This is a genomic window from Collinsella sp. AK_207A, assembly GCF_902501965.1.
Taxonomy (GTDB): Bacteria; Actinomycetota; Coriobacteriia; order Coriobacteriales; family Coriobacteriaceae; genus Collinsella.
On sequence record NZ_CABWID010000019.1, the window covers coordinates 77991 to 95997 of the forward strand.

At 64.7% G+C, this 18007-nt stretch carries 10 protein-coding genes and 1 tRNA gene; 6 read left to right on the top strand and 5 right to left on the bottom strand.

Going from position 1 to position 18007, the window contains the following annotated elements; genetic code table 11:
• Positions 1–132 precede the first annotated feature (132 nt).
• The 3 genes from GDJ97_RS07405 (at position 133) to GDJ97_RS07415 (ending at position 2430) form a co-directional block, all read left to right on the top strand.
• A complete protein-coding gene (locus GDJ97_RS07405; RefSeq protein ID WP_152070658.1) occupies positions 133–993 on the top strand; it encodes a hypothetical protein in 861 nt (286 codons plus the stop codon).
• Between the two features lie 155 nt (positions 994–1148).
• Positions 1149–1613, top strand: a complete 465-nt coding sequence (locus GDJ97_RS07410; protein WP_152070659.1) for a peptidylprolyl isomerase — start codon at positions 1149–1151, stop codon at positions 1611–1613.
• 130 nt (positions 1614–1743) lie between these two features.
• Positions 1744–2430, top strand: coding sequence for a hypothetical protein (locus GDJ97_RS07415; protein ID WP_226808911.1), 687 nt, complete (start codon positions 1744–1746; stop codon positions 2428–2430).
• 69 nt (positions 2431–2499) lie between these two features.
• Here the strand turns inward: GDJ97_RS07415 and GDJ97_RS07420 are convergent, their stop codons facing one another.
• The gene (locus GDJ97_RS07420; protein ID WP_152070661.1) at positions 2500–3042 is read right to left on the bottom strand and encodes a biotin transporter BioY; all 543 of its coding nucleotides are present in this window, start codon (positions 3040–3042) and stop codon (positions 2500–2502) included.
• A 164-nt stretch (positions 3043–3206) separates the two neighbouring features.
• Here GDJ97_RS07420 and GDJ97_RS07425 point away from each other — a divergent pair.
• Positions 3207–3280 (top strand) — tRNA-Glu (locus tag GDJ97_RS07425).
• 203 nt (positions 3281–3483) lie between these two features.
• Here the strand turns inward: GDJ97_RS07425 and GDJ97_RS07430 are convergent.
• Positions 3484–5574: a glutamine synthetase III gene (locus GDJ97_RS07430; protein ID WP_152070662.1), complete on the bottom strand. Its 2091-nt coding sequence runs from the start codon at positions 5572–5574 to the stop codon at positions 3484–3486.
• Positions 5575–5972: 398 nt separating this feature from the next.
• Here GDJ97_RS07430 and GDJ97_RS07435 point away from each other — a divergent pair, with 398 nt between their 5' ends.
• Both GDJ97_RS07435 and GDJ97_RS07440 read left to right on the top strand, forming a co-directional pair.
• Positions 5973–6848, top strand: coding sequence for a methylenetetrahydrofolate reductase (locus GDJ97_RS07435; RefSeq protein WP_152070663.1), 876 nt, complete (start codon positions 5973–5975; stop codon positions 6846–6848).
• The gene (locus GDJ97_RS07440; protein WP_152070664.1) at positions 6848–7624 is read left to right on the top strand and encodes a hypothetical protein; all 777 of its coding nucleotides are present in this window, start codon (positions 6848–6850) and stop codon (positions 7622–7624) included. Before GDJ97_RS07435 ends, GDJ97_RS07440 begins: the two co-directional genes overlap by 1 nt.
• Before the next feature lie 221 nt (positions 7625–7845).
• On the opposite strand, the gene GDJ97_RS07445 is transcribed toward GDJ97_RS07440, so the two are convergent.
• The 3 genes from GDJ97_RS07445 to GDJ97_RS07455 all read right to left on the bottom strand — a co-directional run bounded on the left by GDJ97_RS07445 (position 7846) and on the right by GDJ97_RS07455 (position 17849).
• Positions 7846–10425, bottom strand: a complete 2580-nt coding sequence (locus GDJ97_RS07445; RefSeq protein ID WP_152070665.1) for a homocysteine S-methyltransferase family protein — start codon at positions 10423–10425, stop codon at positions 7846–7848.
• A gap of 713 nt (positions 10426–11138) precedes the next feature.
• A complete protein-coding gene (locus GDJ97_RS07450; RefSeq protein ID WP_152070666.1) occupies positions 11139–14981 on the bottom strand; it encodes a choice-of-anchor I family protein in 3843 nt (1280 codons plus the stop codon).
• 330 nt (positions 14982–15311) lie between these two features.
• Positions 15312–17849 (bottom strand): DNA topoisomerase I, encoded by a 2538-nt coding sequence (locus GDJ97_RS07455; protein WP_152070667.1) that lies wholly within the window; start codon positions 17847–17849, stop codon positions 15312–15314.
• Positions 17850–18007 lie beyond the last annotated feature (158 nt).

Consider the following 18007-nt stretch of genomic DNA (forward strand, 5'->3'; position numbering starts at 1 on the left):
CCCCCCGCTTGACCGTATCTTGTCTATCACAACGCATAGCCATGACACACACTTGATAAACCGTACGGACAATGGAAGCAGTGACGCCCCGCATTCCGCGATGGCGCACTGCAACCAAAGGAAGTACCCGGTATGGCAGATCAAACTACCCCGGCCCCGAGCACAAGCACCTCCGCAGGCGGTGGCCAGTCCGGACACACGCCGCTCACCTACCGCGTGGAGATGACGATGGCATGGTTCCGCGACGTCTACAAGCAGCAGAACATGGCCTATTACCGCAAGATGGGCATCTTTTGCCTCGTGTTCGGCATCCCGCTCACGCTCGTCTCGCTCTACATCCTGATCTCCGATCCCTCCGAGACCACCCTGGAGAGCATCGGCGCCATCGCGCTTTTTGGCGCACTGAGCGTCATGGGCGTCATGATGATGCAGGGCAAGGGCATCATGATGAGGACGCGCAAAGGCGAGCTCTCATCGTTCTTCGCCACGCACGGCATGCCCAATCCGCACGGCCCCTACTCGCTGGAAGACCTGCACTGCGAATACGATGTCACCGTGCGCGACCTGGGCTTTGAGGAGACCGTAACCTTTGAGAACGGACTCAAGCTCGTGACCAAGCAGCCCTGGGTCGTCCTTACCGGCAAGGGCAGAGAGGCCCAGGGGGGCTATACCTTCGCCGCGAACGATGGCAAGAACTCGTCGCTCTGGTACAACATGCTGGGCATCAACGCGCTCATCCGCGAGGGCCTGGAGTCCACGCCGCTCGTGGTGCCGCGCGCCGTCGAGAATCAGAACCCGTGGCTCGTGGCCTGGATCTCGAACGCCATCGAGAGCCAGCGCACCGCGGTCAAGGGCAAGGACGGCGGCTCCGACCAGCTGAAGGAGAAGATCTCGGCTTGGGCGGGCGTCGATGCCTATCTGCCCGACGGTCGCAAGGCCGATCCCACGAGCTCGAAGGACTCCGAAGAGGTCAAGCGCTTGCTCGAGGAGTAGGCTGGCCCCTGCAACCTAAAGCCAGAAGCCAGACACGGCCTCGTCCTCTTGGAAATCGCATGTTGGAACCTCAGCCGCGCGTTTTGCGCTAACCGCCCACCGCGCGCTTGCGCTACATTAGCAAGGTTCAACATCGCTTTTGGAGAGGACGAGGCGTGTCTGGCTTTTCACTCAAGAACCGAGTAACCGTGCACTATACCGGCAGCTTTGACGACGGCGAGGTGTTCGACACCACCGAGGGGCGCGAGCCGCTCACCTATGTTGAGGGGGCGCACGAGGTCGTTCCCGGCTTTGAGGCGGCCGTCGTCGGCATGCAGCCCGGCGAGAAGAAGCAAATCCATCTGGAGCCCAAAGACGCCTATGGTGAGCGCACGCCCGAACTCGTGTACCACATGCCCACCATCGAGATTCCCAACTACGACGACCTCGTGGTGGGGCAGATGATCTACCTCATGAACGGCGAGGGCTATCAGCAGCTCGCTCGTGTGCTCCGCGTGGAGGACGACGGCGACACCTACTTTGATTTCAACCACCCCATGGCTGGGAGCGCAATCAACTTCGACCTTGAACTCATCAGCCGCGAGCCGGTTGATGCGGAGAAATCCAAGGACGCCGAGTAGCGCGAACGCCGACTCTGGGGAGGGACTGGCTCTCATGCTCAAACCGCAACGGGGCATCTGCTGCGCCGGATGTCCGCATCGCGCCGCATATGTGGTGGTTAAGGATGTCATTCGCCGAGGACGCGGACACGTGATCTGCGGAGAGGCCGGCTGCCCCGCGGTGGGACACGTGCACCCCGCAGCGACCGCCTGTCCCGGCGGTCAGGCCGAGCTCATGTCCATGTACAACAAGCCGGTACCCCAGGGTACGCCCGAGGAGCCTGGTTCGGTGGTATGCGCGCATTTCGTCCTGGACGCCGATGTTGCCGCCGACGATGGCACGCGGTTTGGCGCGGAGCAGCTCGCCGGCGAGGGGGCGTGCGCGATTCTCTGCGTCATGGCGTCGAGCAAGGTCTTTCTGAGCGAGGGCGCGGTGACCGACCTCGGCCGGCATCTGCAGCGTCTTGGCTACTCGAGCATCGCGCTCGCCGATCCGCTTGACACCGCAGGCACCGGGGACATGCTTCGTGAGCTTGTGGAGGCGGGCGGGGTACACGCCCTGGTCTTCGCCTCCCCCTGCGCTCAGCTCCAGCGCACGGCCATCCTCGCCCCCGCCGAGGTGGAGCGCGTCTCGTGCGTGGGATGCATGCGCTGCGTGCAGATCACCGCGTGCCCGGCCCTCAGCTTTCGCCCGCCCGCAGCGTTCATCGATCCGGATGCGTGCGCCGGCTGCGATCTTTGCTCCGACTACTGCCGAACCCGCGTGATCCTGACGCCGCGGGCCGATATGACGCCTGCTCAGCGCCACGCCGAGCGGCTGGCCGCGGCAGGGGCTTAGCTTCGAAGGTTCACCCGGCGCTGTGCCGAACGATGCTTCAGCGCAGCGCCCCCGATTCTGCAGGTACGCCTACGATGCCAGGTGCGCGCGGCCCAGGGCACGATGCGCCGCCAAGCCGATGCTCGCCCCCACAAAGAGCTTCACGGCATCCGGAATGATGAACGGAATCACCGCCACGGCAAGGGCACCAGGAAGACTGAGCTGGGCCACGGCCATGAGCTGGACGGTACCGCATGCGTAGGCGATGAGTAGCATGGTGACATCCGCGAACAGCAAGCGCGCCAGCTCCGGCATGCTCTCCGGCAGCACGCGCACGAGCGTCGTCGCGGCAAAGATGCCAATGAGGAATCCCCATAGAAAGCCACCCGTGGGACCGGCCAGCGTCCCGATGCCTGCTCCAAAGCCCGCGAACACGGGCAGGCCGATGCCCCCCAGCAGCAGATATGCGGCAACGGCCAGGCAGGCACCCTGGCGGTCGAGCACCGCCGGCAGGAGCGCGAGCACCATGGTCTGCAGCGTAAAGGGAACTGGACCGATGGCCAAACTCACCCAAGCGGAGATAGCGAGGAGCGCGACGGAGATACCTGCTCGCGCGACGGTCTGGACGTTCATGGAATTCTCCTTTGTGGAGGGCACAGCTTCTTACGTACGGGATGATAGGCGGGCGGAACCTGGCCCCGCGCGAGCGCTCGGCGAAAGGCGTTAATCCCACGTAAGCGCCGCCTTTTGCAGCACGGTGCCGACCATGCGGAAACTCTGCTATACTCTTGCGCGCTGTCCCCATCGTCTAGCGGCCTAGGACGCCACCCTTTCAAGGTGGATATCGCGGGTTCGAATCCCGCTGGGGGCACCCTTGAAGATAACGGCTCGGAACCAACGCTGGCTCCGAGCCCTTTTTCGTTTTGCCCGAGAGCCGCGCTTCTACAGAAAAATGCTCCCCGGCGAGGGCCGAGGAGCGGTCTTCAAGCAAGTAAATTACCACACAAGCATCAGGAGAGTCGCTGGCTGAGCGAAGGGCACAGGGGCCCCTCGCTCAGTCCCGGGAAAGCGAGCCTACACGTAGAACAGGATGTCGTCGTACGTGGGCACCGGCCAGTAGTCGGCGGCCACGAGCTCCTCCATGCTGTCCACGGCGGTGCGCAGCGTCTCCATGGCAGGCACGACCTCGTGCGCGTACACGTTGGCCTGCTCCTGAGCATCCTCGGTGCCCTCGGCCTTCTGGTGCACGGCGTCCAGGGCCTTGATGGAATCGTTGATATCGGTGATGCCGTTGCACAGCTTGTTGAGCGTGTTCTGCTCGCACTGCATCGCAGCCTCGGCGCCGGCGGCACGGATAGCCTCCAGGCCCTTGGCAACCTTGGTGGCATAGGCGGTGATCACCGGACGATAGGTGCGGCGAGCCTCGCGGATCATCGTCGTGGCCTCGATGTTCAGCAGCTTGTTGTACTTCTCGAGCTTGACCTCGTAGCGGCTGAGCACCTCAACCTTGGACAGCACGCCCAAGCTGCTGAAGAGCTCGACGGCCTTGTCGGCGGCAAACGCAGGCAGCGCGTCGGCCGTGGTGTGCAGGTTGGGCAGGCCGCGCTTCTCGGCCTCAACGGGCCACTCGTCGGAGTAGCCGTTGCCGTCGAAGAGTACGCGACGATGCGCGGTCAGGCTCTGCTTGCAGAACTCGAGCGCACGCTCCTCAAAGTCATCCTCGGAGACGCCCTCCATAGCAGCGGAGAAATCGTTAAGCGTCTTGGCGACGGCGCAGTCGAGCACCATGTTGGCGTCGGACGGGTTGGCCTCGGAACCGAGCGCGCGGAACTCGAACTTATTGCCGGTGAAGGCAAACGGGGAGGTACGGTTGCGGTCGGTGTTGTCCTGGCGCAGCTTGGGCAGGATGTCGGAGCCCAGATCGAGCACGCCATGCTTGGCATGGACGGAAGCCTCGCCGTCGACGATCTTCTCGACGACCTCGGTGAGCGCGTCGCCCAGAAAGATGGAGATGATCGCGGGGGGCGCCTCGTTCGCGCCCAGGCGGTGATCGTTACCGGCCGAGGCAACGCTCGCGCGCAGCAGCTCGGCGTACTCGTCCACGGCGGCGATGACGCTCGTCAGGAAGACCACGAACTGCAGATTGTCGGCAGGGGTGTCACCCGGATCGAGCAGGTTCTCAGACTCGGAGCCGATGGACCAGTTGTTGTGCTTACCAGAGCCGTTGATGCCCTCGAACGGCTTCTCATGCAGCAGGCACACCAGGTCGTGACGGGAAGCGATGAGCTTCATCTTCTCCATGGTCACCAGGTTGTTATCGATGGCCTGGTTAGCCTCGGAGTACACGGGGGCGAGCTCGTGCTGGCACGGGGCGACCTCGTTGTGCTTGGTCTTGGCCGGAATGCCGAGCGCCCAGAGCTCGTCGTCCAGATCCTTCATATAGGCGGAGACGGTCGGACGGATGGCGCCGAAGTAGTGCTCCTCGAGCTCCTGACCCTTGCAGGGGGCGGCGCCGAAGAGCGTGCGGCCGGTGATCACCAGGTCGCGGCGCTTGCGGTAGGCCTCCTTCTTGATGAGGAAGTACTCCTGCTCGTTGCCGACGTTGGTGACGACGCGCTTGGGGTCCTTGCCAAAGTAGGCGAGCACGCGCTTGGCGGCCTTGTCCAGCGCGGTCATGGAACGCAGCAGCGGGGTCTTCTTGTCGAGTGCCTCGCCGGTGTAGCTGCAGAACGCCGTGGGGATGCAGAGCACCTCGTCCTTGATGAAGGCAGGGCTCGTGGGATCCCACGCGGTGTAGCCGCGGGCCTCGAAGGTGGCGCGCAGGCCACCGTTGGGGAAGCTGGAAGCGTCCGGCTCGGCTTGGATCAGCTCCTTGCCCGAGAACTTGGTGATGGCGGTGCCGTCATGCACGGGCTCGAGGAAGCTGTCGTGCTTCTCGGAGGTGATGCCGGAGAGCGGCTGGAACCAGTGCGCGTAGTGCGTGGCGCCGTGCAGCAGCGCCCACTCCTTCATCGCATGGGCAACGGCGTTGGCAACATCGATGTCGAGCGCCTTGCCCTCCTCGATGGTGGCAACCATCTTCTTGTAGACGTCCTTCGGCAGCCACTTCTTCATCACGGCTTCCGAGAACACCTCGGTTCCGAAGCGGTCGGTAAGATCGGCCATGCGGAACTCCCTTCGTTGGGCGTCCTATGCCTTCTGGCGGCGGACGCAGCGACCTGAGAACAACTCGGTAGATTAGAAGCGCCGTGTTTCGCCGTCGTTAACGGGACGTTGCCGGCGCGAAACATCTCCCCTGAGCGTAGCGCAGGAGGTCAGAGAGGCGCGTGACGGCCATCAGATTGCATAAAGCATCATCTGATATGCATAACAGCGAAGCAAACACGGCCTCACCGGACTTCTTCGGGGGCAAAACACCGCGCTATCGAACGAGCAGATCCCTTTCTCGTTTTACTCGTTCGGTCGTGCGGTGTTTCCGCCTCAACCCGCACCGGCAGAGCACGCTGCGGTAGAATCTCCCGCCAGAGGAAAGACCAGAGACAACGCGGACCGAGGGGAACCACATGCGCGTAGACGATATCTTCAAGCAGGCAAAACAGGCGGGCGCGCTCCCCGTCTCCTTTGAGATGTTCCCGCCCAAGGGAGACCTCACCATGGAGAAGGCCCGCGAGGTGGCAGGTTCCTGGGCCGAGCTGCACCCCGATTTCATCAGCGTCACGTACTCCGCCGGCGGCTCCGGCAACAAGGGCGCCACGGCAGACATCGCCCATATGATTACCGATGAGCTGGGTATTCCCTCGGTAGCTCACCTCACCTGCATCTCCCTTACCCGCGAGGGTCTCAAGGAGAAGATCGAGGACTTCCGCGCGCACGGCATCCGGAACGTGTTGGCGCTCCGCGGTGACGTACCGCACGATGCCTCGAACATCCCGGACACGCCCGACTTCCACTACGCCAAGGACATCATTCCTCAGCTGGTAGACGCCGGTTTCTGTGTGGGCGCGGCCGCCTACACCGAGGGGCACATCGAGTGCGACGACCTGCAGACCTCGATCGAGCACCTCAAGCAGAAGCAGGACGCGGGCGCGAGCTTCTTCGTCACGCAGCTCTTCTTCGATAACGAGTACTTCTACCGCTTTCGCGAGCGCGCCGACAAGGCCGGTATCACCGTGCCCGTCACCGCCGGCATCATGCCGTTCATGAGCAAGGACCAGGTTGCCCGCATGGTCTTCATGTGCGGCGCCTCGCTCCCCTCCCCCGTCATCAAGCTGCTGGCCCGCTACGAGAACGACCCGGATTCGCTCCGCGCCGCCGGCATCGAGTACGCCTGCCGCCAGCTCGAGAATCTGCGCGACCATGGCGCCGAGGGCCTGCACGTCTACGCCATGAACCGCCCGAGCGTCGCCCGCGCCTGCATGAGCGCGATCAGAGGCGCGTGATGACCTCGTCCGCTTCAGCCTCCGACGTTCCCGCCGGGCTCGCCCGCCCCGCCCTCTATCAACCAACGGCCGACGAGCACCCTTGGCTCAACCGCGCGGAGATGCTTCGCTACCTGGGCTACTCAGGCCAGGACATCGAACCCGAACTCGAGCAGCGCATCGAGCACGTGGTCACGGACCTGGAGCGCGACATCTCCCCTCGCGGCGTGCGGCGCGTCTTTGCCGTGGACGCAAGCGAGACGGACGCCACCGGCGAACCCTGCATCCGCCTGATAGGCACCGCTGTGGAGCTCACCGGACGCGATATCTACCGTCATCTCAAAGACGCGCGTTACTGTGCGCTCCTCGCCTGCACCCTCGGTATGGCGAGCGAGCGCAAGCTCCGCATGCTCGGCAGCCAGCACCCACTGGAAAGCGCCGTCTTCGATGCCGCTTGCTCGGCCTACGTGGAAGCGGCCGTCGGCCAGATGGACGACGCCGTGCGCGACAGCGCAGCCCAGCTGGGACTCTCTTGCAACTGGCGCTTCAGCTGCGGCTATGGAGACTGTCCGCTTGCCGCGCAGCGCAGCATCGTCGCCGCGCTCAACGCCGCGCGCCTGATCGGCCTCACCGTGACGCCCACCAACCTCTTGCTCCCCACGAAGAGCGTGACGGCGATGATCGGCCTCTTCGACGGCCCGGTACACGATGCCAAGAGCCGTCCCACCTGCAACATCTGCCGTCTCCGCGAGGAATGCCGGTTCCGCGCGCGCGGCACCACCTGCTACAGCGCGTAGGGGCCTCTGCCCGGAGCGGGACGCCGGAGGGGCGTGCTCTCCGTTCTCGCGAAACTGGAAAACCTCGCGCCGAACGCGCAGGAACGAGCAAAACGAAGATGGGCGCGGTTTCAATTCGGGCCCGTTTCCGCTGCTCGTTCCTGGCGTTCGGCGTGAGGTTTCCTCAGTTCGCTCGAAAGGGGTCGCACGCCCCTCCGGCGTCCCGCTCCGGGCCGAGGCCCCTACGCTCCGAAAACCTCCTCGGCGATGCGCGCGCTCTCCGCGGCATCCTTGGCGTAGTAGTCGGCGCCGATCTGCTCGGCGTACTCAGGCGTCAGCACCGCGCCGCCGACGATGATCTTCACCCCCGGCGCCTTGGCGTGGAGCAGCTTGATGGTCTCCTCCATGTTGGCGACGGTCGTGGTCATGAGCGCGGAGAGGCCAACCAGATGGATATCGCGCTTGAGCACCTCGTCCAGCACGGCCTGTGGCTCCACATCGCGTCCGAGGTCGAAGACTGTGTAGCCATAATTGTCCAGCAGCATCTTCACGATGTTCTTACCGATGTCGTGGATGTCGCCCTTGACCGTGGCCAGCACGATCGAGCCCTTGTCCGCGATCTCGTTTGCGGGCATGAGGCGCTTGATGGTATCGAAACCCGCGCGCGCGGCCTCGGCGGAGGCCATGAGCTGCGGCAGGAAGAACTCGCCCTTGTCGAAGCGCTCGCCCACCTCGTCGAGCGCGGGGATGAACTGCTCGTTGATGAGCTCCATGGGATCGGTCGTCTTGAGCAGTTCCTCGGTAAGCGGCGCGACCTCGCCCTTGCGGCCCGAGATTACCAGCTGGCGAATGGAGCTGCTTGCACCCGCGCTCGTCCCCGCCGGCAGAGCCCCAGACGCGCTCGGCGCGCTCGGCGCGCTCGCGCCCGAAGCGCCAGAAGCACCCGCGCCGACGGGAACCTTGTACGGGTCGGCCCAGCCGGCATATCGCTCGATGAAGGCCACCGAGCCCTCGTCCTCGGCGTCGAGCACACGGTAGGCGCGCACGGCATCCATGTAGCGCGCGCTGCCCGGGTTCATGATCGGCGCATCCAGGCCGGCACCGAACGCGGCCGAGAGAAACGTGGCGTTCAGCAGCTCGCGCGCGGGCAAGCCGAAGCTCACGTTGGAGACGCCGAGCGCGCACTTCACACCCAAGCGCTCCTTGCACATGCTCACCGCGCGCAGGATCTGCTCCACCTGGCGCTGGTTGGTCGAGGCGGTCATGACCAGGCAGTCGATGAGGATGCGCTCGGGCCCGATCCCCCAGCGCGCGGCCTCGCCCACGATGCGCCGGGCGATGGCGAAGCGGGCCTCAGCCGTCTCGGGAATGCCGTCCTCGTCGAGCGCCAGGCCGATCACGTCCGTGCCGTAGTGCGCCACGATGGGGAAGATCTGGTCCATGATCTCGCGCTTGCCGTTCACCGAGTTGATGATGGGCTTGCCGGCGTAGCGGCGTACGGCGGCCTCCACGGCGGCGGGGTCGGTGGAATCGATCTGCAAGGGTAGCAGCGTGGCCGCGGACAGCGACTCCACGGCGCGCTGGATGGTCTCCACCTCGTCGATCTCGGGCAGGCCCACGTTCACGTCCAGGATGTCCGCACCCTGTTCCTGCTGGCTGATGCCCTGGCTCACCACGTAGTCCATGTCGCCCGCGCGCAGAGCCGCCTGCAGGCGCTTCTTACCGGTGGGGTTGATGCGCTCGCCGATAACGGCGATCCGATGCGCGGTCGCCGGCAGGCTCACCAGCGTCTGGGCCGAGGTGGTCGTGAGCGCGGGCGCAGGCGTGGCGGGGCGGACCTCCGGAGCGATGCCCCGCGGCTCGATGAGCCCGTTCAACAGGCGAATGTAGTCGGGGTTGGTGCCACAGCACCCGCCGACCACCCGCACGCCGTCCTCCACCATGCCGGCCACGGCGTCGGCGTACTCCTGCGGCGTGATGTCGTAGACCGTGCGCTCGTCTTCTACGCGCGGCAGGCCCGCATTGGCCTGCACCATGACGGGGCGGCTCGTGACCTCGAGCATGCGGGCGGCAAAGGGCCGGAGCTGTGCCGGGCCGAGCGAGCAGTTGATGCCCAGCACGTCCACGCCGAGCGCCTCGAGCGTCACCGCGGCAACCTCGGGGCTCGTGCCCAGGAAGGTACGCCCATCGGCCTCGAAGGTCATGGTAGCGAAGATGGGTAGGTTGGAGTTCTCCTTGGCGGCAAGCACCGCGGCCTTGATCTCGAGCAGGTCCGTCATGGTCTCGATGATGAAGAGATCCACGCCCGCGGCCACGCCGGCGCGCACCTCCTCGGCAAAGAGCTCGTAAGCCTCATCGAAGGTCATGGTGCCGAGCGGACGGAGCAGCGTGCCCAGGGGCCCGATGTCACCCGCCACGTAGCGCGCCCCAGAGTTGCGCGCGCACCGGACGGCAGCGGCAAAGACCTCGTCCACGGTGTACGCGCCGCCGCCCTCCGCCTCGAGCTTGGCCCGGTTAGCGCCAAAGGTGTTGGTGGTGACGACCTCGCTTCCCGCCGCCACATACGCGGCATGGATGCCCGTCACCTCATCCGGGTTGCTGATGCAGAGGAGCTCAGGCAGCGCGCCCGCCTCGAGCCCCGCGGCCTGCAGCATGGTACCCATGCCGCCATCGAACAGCAGATGGCGCTCACCGGCGAGCACGGCGGTCAGATCGGCGTCCGCCACCTGCAGCTTCGAACGGTCTCGTGGCTCGTAGGCGGCAGCATGTGCCCCCAGCCCGGTCAGGCGGTTCACGTAATCGAGCGGTGCCGGCTTCGCCATGATGCGCTCCCTAGCAGAGAAGGTCGGTTCATGCGGCATCAGTATACGCGCCCCGACGCCGCCCGCGGCGAGAGGCCCGCGTTGTCACAGCCTGGAGACGGGAAGGCGTCAACCGCCGCACCGGTCGGGGGATCTCCAGCACATGGGAGCGATAGGCGTTCACCTGGAGCGCAACGCGACCGGCTGGTGCCGTCGCAGGCGCGTCGGCGGGGCGGCGGTCGTCGAGGGGGCGTTCTCAGACAACCTCGAGGGGATCGCGTGGACTGGACCACGATCGACGGTCCCGAAGGGGGACGCACACCACTTTTTTCGCCGCACGGCTGCAAGACCGGTGGGAGAAGCTCAGTTCTGTAAAGTTCCCGGGGGCTTTTCAGGGTGACAGCGCTCCCAAACCGGCTTTACATGGGGTGCTGGGCCCACGTTGCACCACATTCTTATCTAATTTGTTCAGTAACATGAGGGGCTTGGACCGCGTTGGTGACCATAGACGCTCCCCAACTATACAGAACTGAGCTTATTCCACCATTTTTGGAGCGGATTCGAGAAAAAGTGGCGGGAGAACCACAGCGAAGGCGTCTCGGGGCGCTGGAGACGCATGTGCAGGGGTGGTTTTTTGAATAATGAGAAGCGTCCCCAAAATGGGAGAGGCCGGCGGCTGCGGGGTTGGACGCGGCCGTCGACCTCCTGCAGGGCGCTTAAACAGAGAGAACGGTCTAGCCCTCGTCGGACTGATCATTGGGGCGCGCGGCTCCGTAGATGCCGGCGCCAATCACACCGGCACCGAGGGCTGCCGCCCCGACGACCGCGGCGAGGCTATCGTCGCCCGTCTGGGGCAGGTTTCGCTTCGTCGCGGGCTTCTTGCCGCCGCTCGCATTCGGATTGCCGGTGTTCGACCCGCCCTGACCGTTGCCGTTGTTGCCGTTGCCGCCGTTGCCGCCAGGGTTATTGCCGCCGCCCGCATTCGGCTTCACGAAACCATCCTTGTGCTGATACACGGCAAGCGTTCCCGAGACCTCATGCGCGGCAAATACCAGCGGGTATCCCGTGGGGCTCGACGACGCCGGCACAAAGGCCAAGCCCTCCGGAGACACGTCCCCCTGTGCCGGATCGCATCCCTTCTTGGGGAAGTCGACCGAGAAGTCGCGGGTATTGATGTAGTCCACGAACGCCGGATTCGCGGGATCGGTCACATCGTAGGCCATCACGCCGCCAATGCGCTCAAGCCCCACGTAGGCGTACACCTTGTCGCCCACCGAACCCACGACCACGCTCTCCGGCTCCGGCCCCTTTGCATCGCTTCGGCTGTCGCGCTTGTTGTTCTTGTTCGACGCGTTGAAATGGTCGGGATAGCGCTTCGCCGTGATGCGCTCGAAGTCGCTTCCGCTGTCGAATACCTGAACGAGGCCGTCGTCCGTCTTCTCGTAGACGGAGAAGGAGCGGCCGCCGAGCATGTACTTCGGCGTGCCCGGCGCCGGATTGCCATTCCCGTCGAGCGCCGGAGCGGGCAGACCGTCCATCTTGTCGGGGTCCAGCACCTCAGCCTTGACGTCTTGCCAAAGCGCATCGACGGCAACGACGTCCTCCTTGATGTTGGTATACGCAGCGTCCCCTTCACCCCACTCGCTCGCGTCGCCCTCATTTGCCGTGAGCACGTAGGTCTTGCCATCCTTCTCCAGGCAGGCAATGCCGTCCGGCATATACACGCCGCGCAGGTTGCCCCACCGGATGTCGACCTTCTTGTCCTTCCAGGCATCGATCTCGTTCGTCGCGATCAGATGGTTCTTGAATCCCAAAGGATCGACCGAGGTGAACGCCCCCTGCCCGAGGTCCAGGGTCGCCACGGCGTTGGCCTCCTGCAGCGTGACGAACGCGCGGGTGGAATCCGGTGAGACGGCGATGTACTCGGGCTCAAAGTCCGTCGAGGGGTTCAGTCCCTTCTTCAGCAGCACGCCCCGCGCCGTCAGCGCATCGCGCCGCGCGTCCCACGCGTCAAAGTACACGGTGGTCGCCTGCTTGGTGTCGAGGTCCACGATGGTGACGGAACCCTTGGGATCCACCGTTCCCGCGCCAAATCCCTCGCGCGGCTCGCCCTCGTCCGCCGTGAGGACACGGGAGCCGTCAGGGGTAAAGCACACCATGTCGGGCTGAACGCCCGCCTCGTAGTCGGCGCTGTACTCGCCATCCAGGGTGAGCAGCAGCACCCGTCCGCGGTCGGCATAGCCCTTGGCCTGCACGGCAACGGCAACCAGCTTGCGCGCCTCGTTCACCGCCACGCTCGTGATGTCGCCGAACGCGAACCCCTCGATCATCTTCGACACGTCGAGGCGCTTGAGCATCTTGAGCTCAACCGCCGCGCCCGCCGACACACCCTCCTTCAAACCGGATAGGTCGACCACATCGAGCGTCTGCTCGTGGCCATTCACCAGATAGGCGCGCGCCGACGCGGCGCTCACCGCCACGATCTCGGCAACGCCGCCATCTTGGGAGGAATAACCGGTGGCATAGCTCGCGACCTTCTCGAGCACGCCGTTTCCGTCGTAGCCGTACGCGCGATCGGGCGTGCGCCAGATGGGGAACGAGTCAAAGAGCACCGGTTTCGCCGTCGGGTCCCCCTTGGTGTCGAAGCAATAGCTGTCGACGGTGCCCTTCTCGGTATCGAGCACCGAGAACTCGGTCACGTCGTTGCTCATGAAATAGGGCTTGCCGCTATTCGCAAGCGCCGCCTCGCCGTGCGTGGGCATCTGCGGCGAGAGACCATAGGGGTCGCCCTGCACCACGTAGTCCGCCTCATGGCCCCGATACGGGGCGGCAAGCGCCTTGTCCCCGGTGAAGCCCGGCGCAATGGCAGCAGGGTAGCCACCGTCTTTGCGCGAGAGCGTGTCCAGGAAGGCGCTGTACGAGTTGCCGTTGTTGGACGTCTCCAGGATATTGATGCCGCTCGCCGTCTTGAAGCGATTCCACAGGTGGGAGTGAGCGTTGAAGATAAGGTCCACACCGTACTGCTCGAACAGCGGCTCAACGTCGTTTAAGAGGTAGTCCTGGTCCATCGGGTAGGTGTAGACGATCTGCTCGCGTCCGTCGGCAAGCGTCACCTTGTTCTCAACCGGATCCGTGTAGCAGGGAATCGCGTTGCCGCCCAGGCTGTGGAACTGCCAGTGGAACATGACCATCTTGTACTTGGCATTTTGGAACTCAGCGCTCTTGAGTTCGCCCAGCAGGAAGTTGTACTGGTCGCTCCCCTTCTTGATGGGGTCGAAGATATGGTCACCAAAGCCGCGCGCTGCATCCGTGGGACCGGTTGCGCCGGCGGGATCCACGTAACGCGTCGCCGACGTATCGCCCATGCCGTTGGAGCGCCAGATACGCGCCACGTTGAGCACGACGAGGCGGATATCGCCGATCGTCACGGCGTAGTAGCGCTCATCCCCCTCGTTGCTCTTGGGCAGGGAGAGAATGTCGCTGTAGCTCTGTACGTTCCAGGAGTTATCGAGGATGAACTGCTCCTTGACGACGGGATCGCCGGAAGGATTCACCTTGGCGGCGCGCTCCTGGTACAGTGCCTCGGCATAGGCGCGGGGTTTGGGATTGTTGAACTCGGAGGACAGCACATCGGTCTTGTCATCTTCCGCGATCGCACCCGTGTACACGCCCATCGTCTCGTGGTTGCCAATCGCCGTGTAGCTGGGCGCGTTTTGAAGCAGCGGCGCGCCCGAGTAGGTGTTCCCGTTCACCACATGCTGCTCGGTGCCCTGGTAGACGCCGAAGTAGGAGCACTGGTTATCCTTGACGTCGCTGAACCAGTCCTCGAAGCCGTCGCCGCGGTCCACGATGTCGCCGTTGGCAAGCACCACGTCGATCTGCGGGAACAGCTCATGGAGCTTCTGCATGTTGGCGGGAACCATCTTCTTGCGCTGAATGTCGGAGGTCAGCAGGACCTTGAGCGGGGCACCCGGCTGCGCCTGGGCCTGCAGACGGTTGATACCGCTCACCGCGGCGTCATCGGAAAGCTCGGAGGTCTCCTTATCCTTCCAGGAACCAGAAAGCACCTGGTAGGGAATCCGTTCGGCATCTCGTCCCGTAAAGGCGGGCAGCCCCGTCACCACGGCCTCGTGCCGATACACCTTATGCGGCTTGCCGTTGTTATCGCGAATGCGCGCCGGTTCGGTCGTCTCCGCCTCAACTTGGCGCGAGTAGGGTGCGTCTTGCCCGTTCTCGAACAGCCGGACGACGTTCGCCTCCGTATCCACCTCCGTGAACCAGACGACGTTCACGGAATCGGCCTCCGGAATCTGGAGGAACGGCTGCGTCAGCAGGGCGGGCGCGGGCTGGGTCGCCTGTTCGGACGTTGCCGGTTGCTGGGCCTCCGCGGTCTGCTGCACGTCCTGCGGCGCTTCCTCGGCAAAGGCGTCGGTTGCCGCAAAGAGGCCCACCTGGCCGGCAACCAAGGCACCCGCGAGCGCGCTTCGACGCGTGACGAGATGTCCGCCGGACGACGGCGTCGCAACGGGCGATGCCCCGCCGACCTGTTCGTTCCATTCAGAATGATGCGTGTTCACGATAGTCCCTCCACTGTGGGCGCGAATAGATTCGGCGTGCACATACTCCACTTTTGTAAAGTATCTGAGGGATATCAGGTCATCACGTTGCCCAGAACAGCGTGTCGTAAGGAAATAAACGCTTTCGTAATATGCTTGTTAGATAGACAGTTTTATGCAGCACCGCTCGCTCGCGTATCGGCCGTTGCGTGGGGAGCATCATGGCAACGGACGCGGGCGACGCCGGCGGGTGCGCCCGCAGCCCGGCCCCCGATGTGCCGCGCGAAAAGCGCGGCGACCCGGTCAGCCTGAATCGCCGGCCCGCAACCGCCTGGTGCCAGCCCCGTCCTGCTAGGCCTTCTTTGCCGCCGTCTTCTTTGACGCCGTCTTCTTGGCCGCGGGCTTTTTCGCCGCCGCCTTCTTGGCGCCCGCCCCCGCACGGCCGCGCGCGGGCTTCTTCTCCTTGCCCGGGCAATCCATGTTCACGCAGATCTTCCAGGGACCGCGTGCCGTGTTCACGATCACCATCGGCGCCCCGCAATCCGGACAGGTCTCGCCCGTCGCCTCGAGCTTGCCGCGTTGCGGCAGAGGGTAGGAGACACCGCACTCGTCGTAGTTGGTGCAGCGGATGAAACGCTTGCCGCTCTTCTCGCTCTTATGCGCGATGAGGTCGCCATGGCGCCCTGCCTCGGCGCACACCTTGCACTCCCCCACCTTGAGGTCGGGCTCAAAGTTGGTGGGGCACTTGGGGTTGACGCACATCTCGTACGCCTTTTGCCGGAACGGCTGGCACTTGATGCGCGGCGCCCCGCACTCCGGGCACACGGCCGCCTCGCCCTCGAGCGGGCTCACCTTCACGCCGGAAGGCACAGGATAGGTCACGTCGCAGTCCGGCCAGCCCATACAGCCGATGAAGCTGCCGCGCGTCTTGGCCGAGGTCTTCATCACCAGGTCCTTGCCGCACTTGGGGCACGCGCCCACGCGCGCATCCGCCGTCACGGCATCGCTGATGGCCTCGCCCAGATCGTCCTTGTGCCCGATGAGCTCGTCCAGCATACCGGCGAGCAGCGCGCGCGAGTGCTCCACCACGTGATCTTGGGTATCGCGCCCCTCCGCCACGGCAGTCATATCCTGATCGAGTTCCGCGGTCATGTCGGGCGTGGTCACGCGGGGCGCGTAGCTCGAGAGCGCGTCCACGATGGCCATGCCGAGCTGGCTCGGCTCGAGCGGATCGTTCTTGAGGTAGCGCACCTGCTCCAGGCGCTCGATGATGCTTGCGCGCGTGGACTTGGTGCCGAGCCCCCGCTTCTCCATCTCCTGCACCAGACGGCCCCGACTGTAGCGCGCCGGCGGCTCGGTCTGCTTGGCCTCGAGCTTGATATCGTGCACGTCAACTGTATCGCCCTGCGAGAGCGCCGGCAGCTGCTCATCGCGCTTGAGGCCATAGGGATAGGCCTCGCGGAAGCCAGCATCTACCAGCACGTCTCCAGAAGCCGTAAAGGACTCGCCGGCAACGTCCAGCGCGATCTTGGTGTTCTCGATGGTGGCGGGGCCCATGAGCGTGGCCAGGAAGCGTCGCGCGATCAGGTAGTAGAGCTTCTGCTGGCCACCGTCCAGGCTCTCCGGATCGCCCTGCCCCGTGGGGTGAATGGGCGGGTGGTCCGTGGTCTCGGTCTTGCCGCGCGTGGGCTTCATCGGACCGGCGAGCACCTTCTTGCACACCGGGGCGAGCGCAGGAGAGCCTGCGGCCAGGCCCTTCACGATACCCTCGAGGTCGAGCGTGCGCGGGTAGACGGTGTTGTCCACGCGGGGGTACGAGATGAGGCCCGCCATGTAGAGGCTCTCCGCGATACGCATGGTGCGCGCGGGGCTGATACCCTCGGCCGCCGCGGCGGCTTGCAGGGAGGTGGTGTTGAACGGCACCGGCGCGGGCTGCTTGCGGCTCCGCTTATCCACCGAGGTCACCGTGGCGGTCGTGGCGTCCTTCACGTGGCCGTATGCCGCCTCGGCCTCGTCGCGCACCTTGAAGCGCACCGTCGCGTGGCCGATCTTGAACTCATGGCCAGCGCTTTCGCCCATGCCGCGAATCTGCCAGTAGTCCTCCGGCACAAAGGCCAGACGCTCGCGCTCGCGCTCAACCACCAGAGCGAGCGTGGGCGTTTGCACGCGGCCCGCGGAGCGCACGTTGCCAAAGCCGCCGAACTTGGCGAGCGTCAGATAGCGCGTGAGTACGGCACCCCAGATGAGGTCGATGTACTGGCGGCTCTCGCCGGCGTCGGCCAGGTCGTGATCAAGCTCCACCAGATGCTCGAAGGCCTCCGTCACCTCGCCCTTGATGAGCGCGGAGTACCGGGCGCGCTTGGCGGGAACGTCGGGTGCTACCTCGCGTACCATGTTGAGCGCGTCGGAACCGATGAGTTCACCCTCGCGGTCGAAGTCCGTGGCGATGATCACTTCGTCGGATTTCTTGGCGAGGTTCTTGAGAACGCGGATGATCTCTTTCTCGGCGGGCTGCTTGATGATAGGAGCCCAGGTGAGGTAGGGCAGGCTCTCGACCTTCCAGCCCTTGATATCGATGCCATCCTTGAGGAACGGCTTGCGCTTGGAATCGTAGGGTGGGCGCGCCAGGCCGTCCGGTACGTCGGCGGGAAGTATCTCGCCGTCCTCCGTCACGCTGTACCAGCCCTGCTTCTTGTTGAAGAGGACCGCCTGCGGAAAGTCCGGCGCCAGGATGTGGCCGGCGAGGCCCATGGAAACCCATTCCTCGCCGTCCACGGTAAAGCGGTAGACCTGCGTGTTGTAGACCTTATCGGTCTTGGGCTTGCCGGTGGATAGCAGCTGCGCGATCTTCTGCGCGGCGATGTTCTTCTCTGCAACGACGAGCTTCAAGGTACAACCCCTTATCTACCTGCCTTGCGCGAGGCTATCGTCCGCGCGCACCACTCGGGTTCCCCAGTATACACATAGGCCCGGACCCCTTTTATACGTCACACCCTGCCCACGACCTGCCCACGACCCGCCCACACCATACCCGTCCAAACTTGCCG

Excerpts from the sequence above, each read along its gene's own strand:
- GDJ97_RS07405 (WP_152070658.1), top strand. The coding sequence starts at position 133 with ATGGCAGATCAAACTACCCCGGCCCCGAGCACAAGCACCTCCGCAGGC.
- GDJ97_RS07420 (WP_152070661.1), bottom strand. The coding sequence starts at position 3,042 with ATGAACGTCCAGACCGTCGCGCGAGCAGGTATCTCCGTCGCGCTCCTC.
- GDJ97_RS07430 (WP_152070662.1), bottom strand. The coding sequence starts at position 5,574 with ATGGCCGATCTTACCGACCGCTTCGGAACCGAGGTGTTCTCGGAAGCC.
- GDJ97_RS07435 (WP_152070663.1), top strand. The coding sequence starts at position 5,973 with ATGCGCGTAGACGATATCTTCAAGCAGGCAAAACAGGCGGGCGCGCTC.
- GDJ97_RS07440 (WP_152070664.1), top strand. The coding sequence starts at position 6,848 with ATGACCTCGTCCGCTTCAGCCTCCGACGTTCCCGCCGGGCTCGCCCGC.
- GDJ97_RS07445 (WP_152070665.1), bottom strand. The coding sequence starts at position 10,425 with ATGGCGAAGCCGGCACCGCTCGATTACGTGAACCGCCTGACCGGGCTG.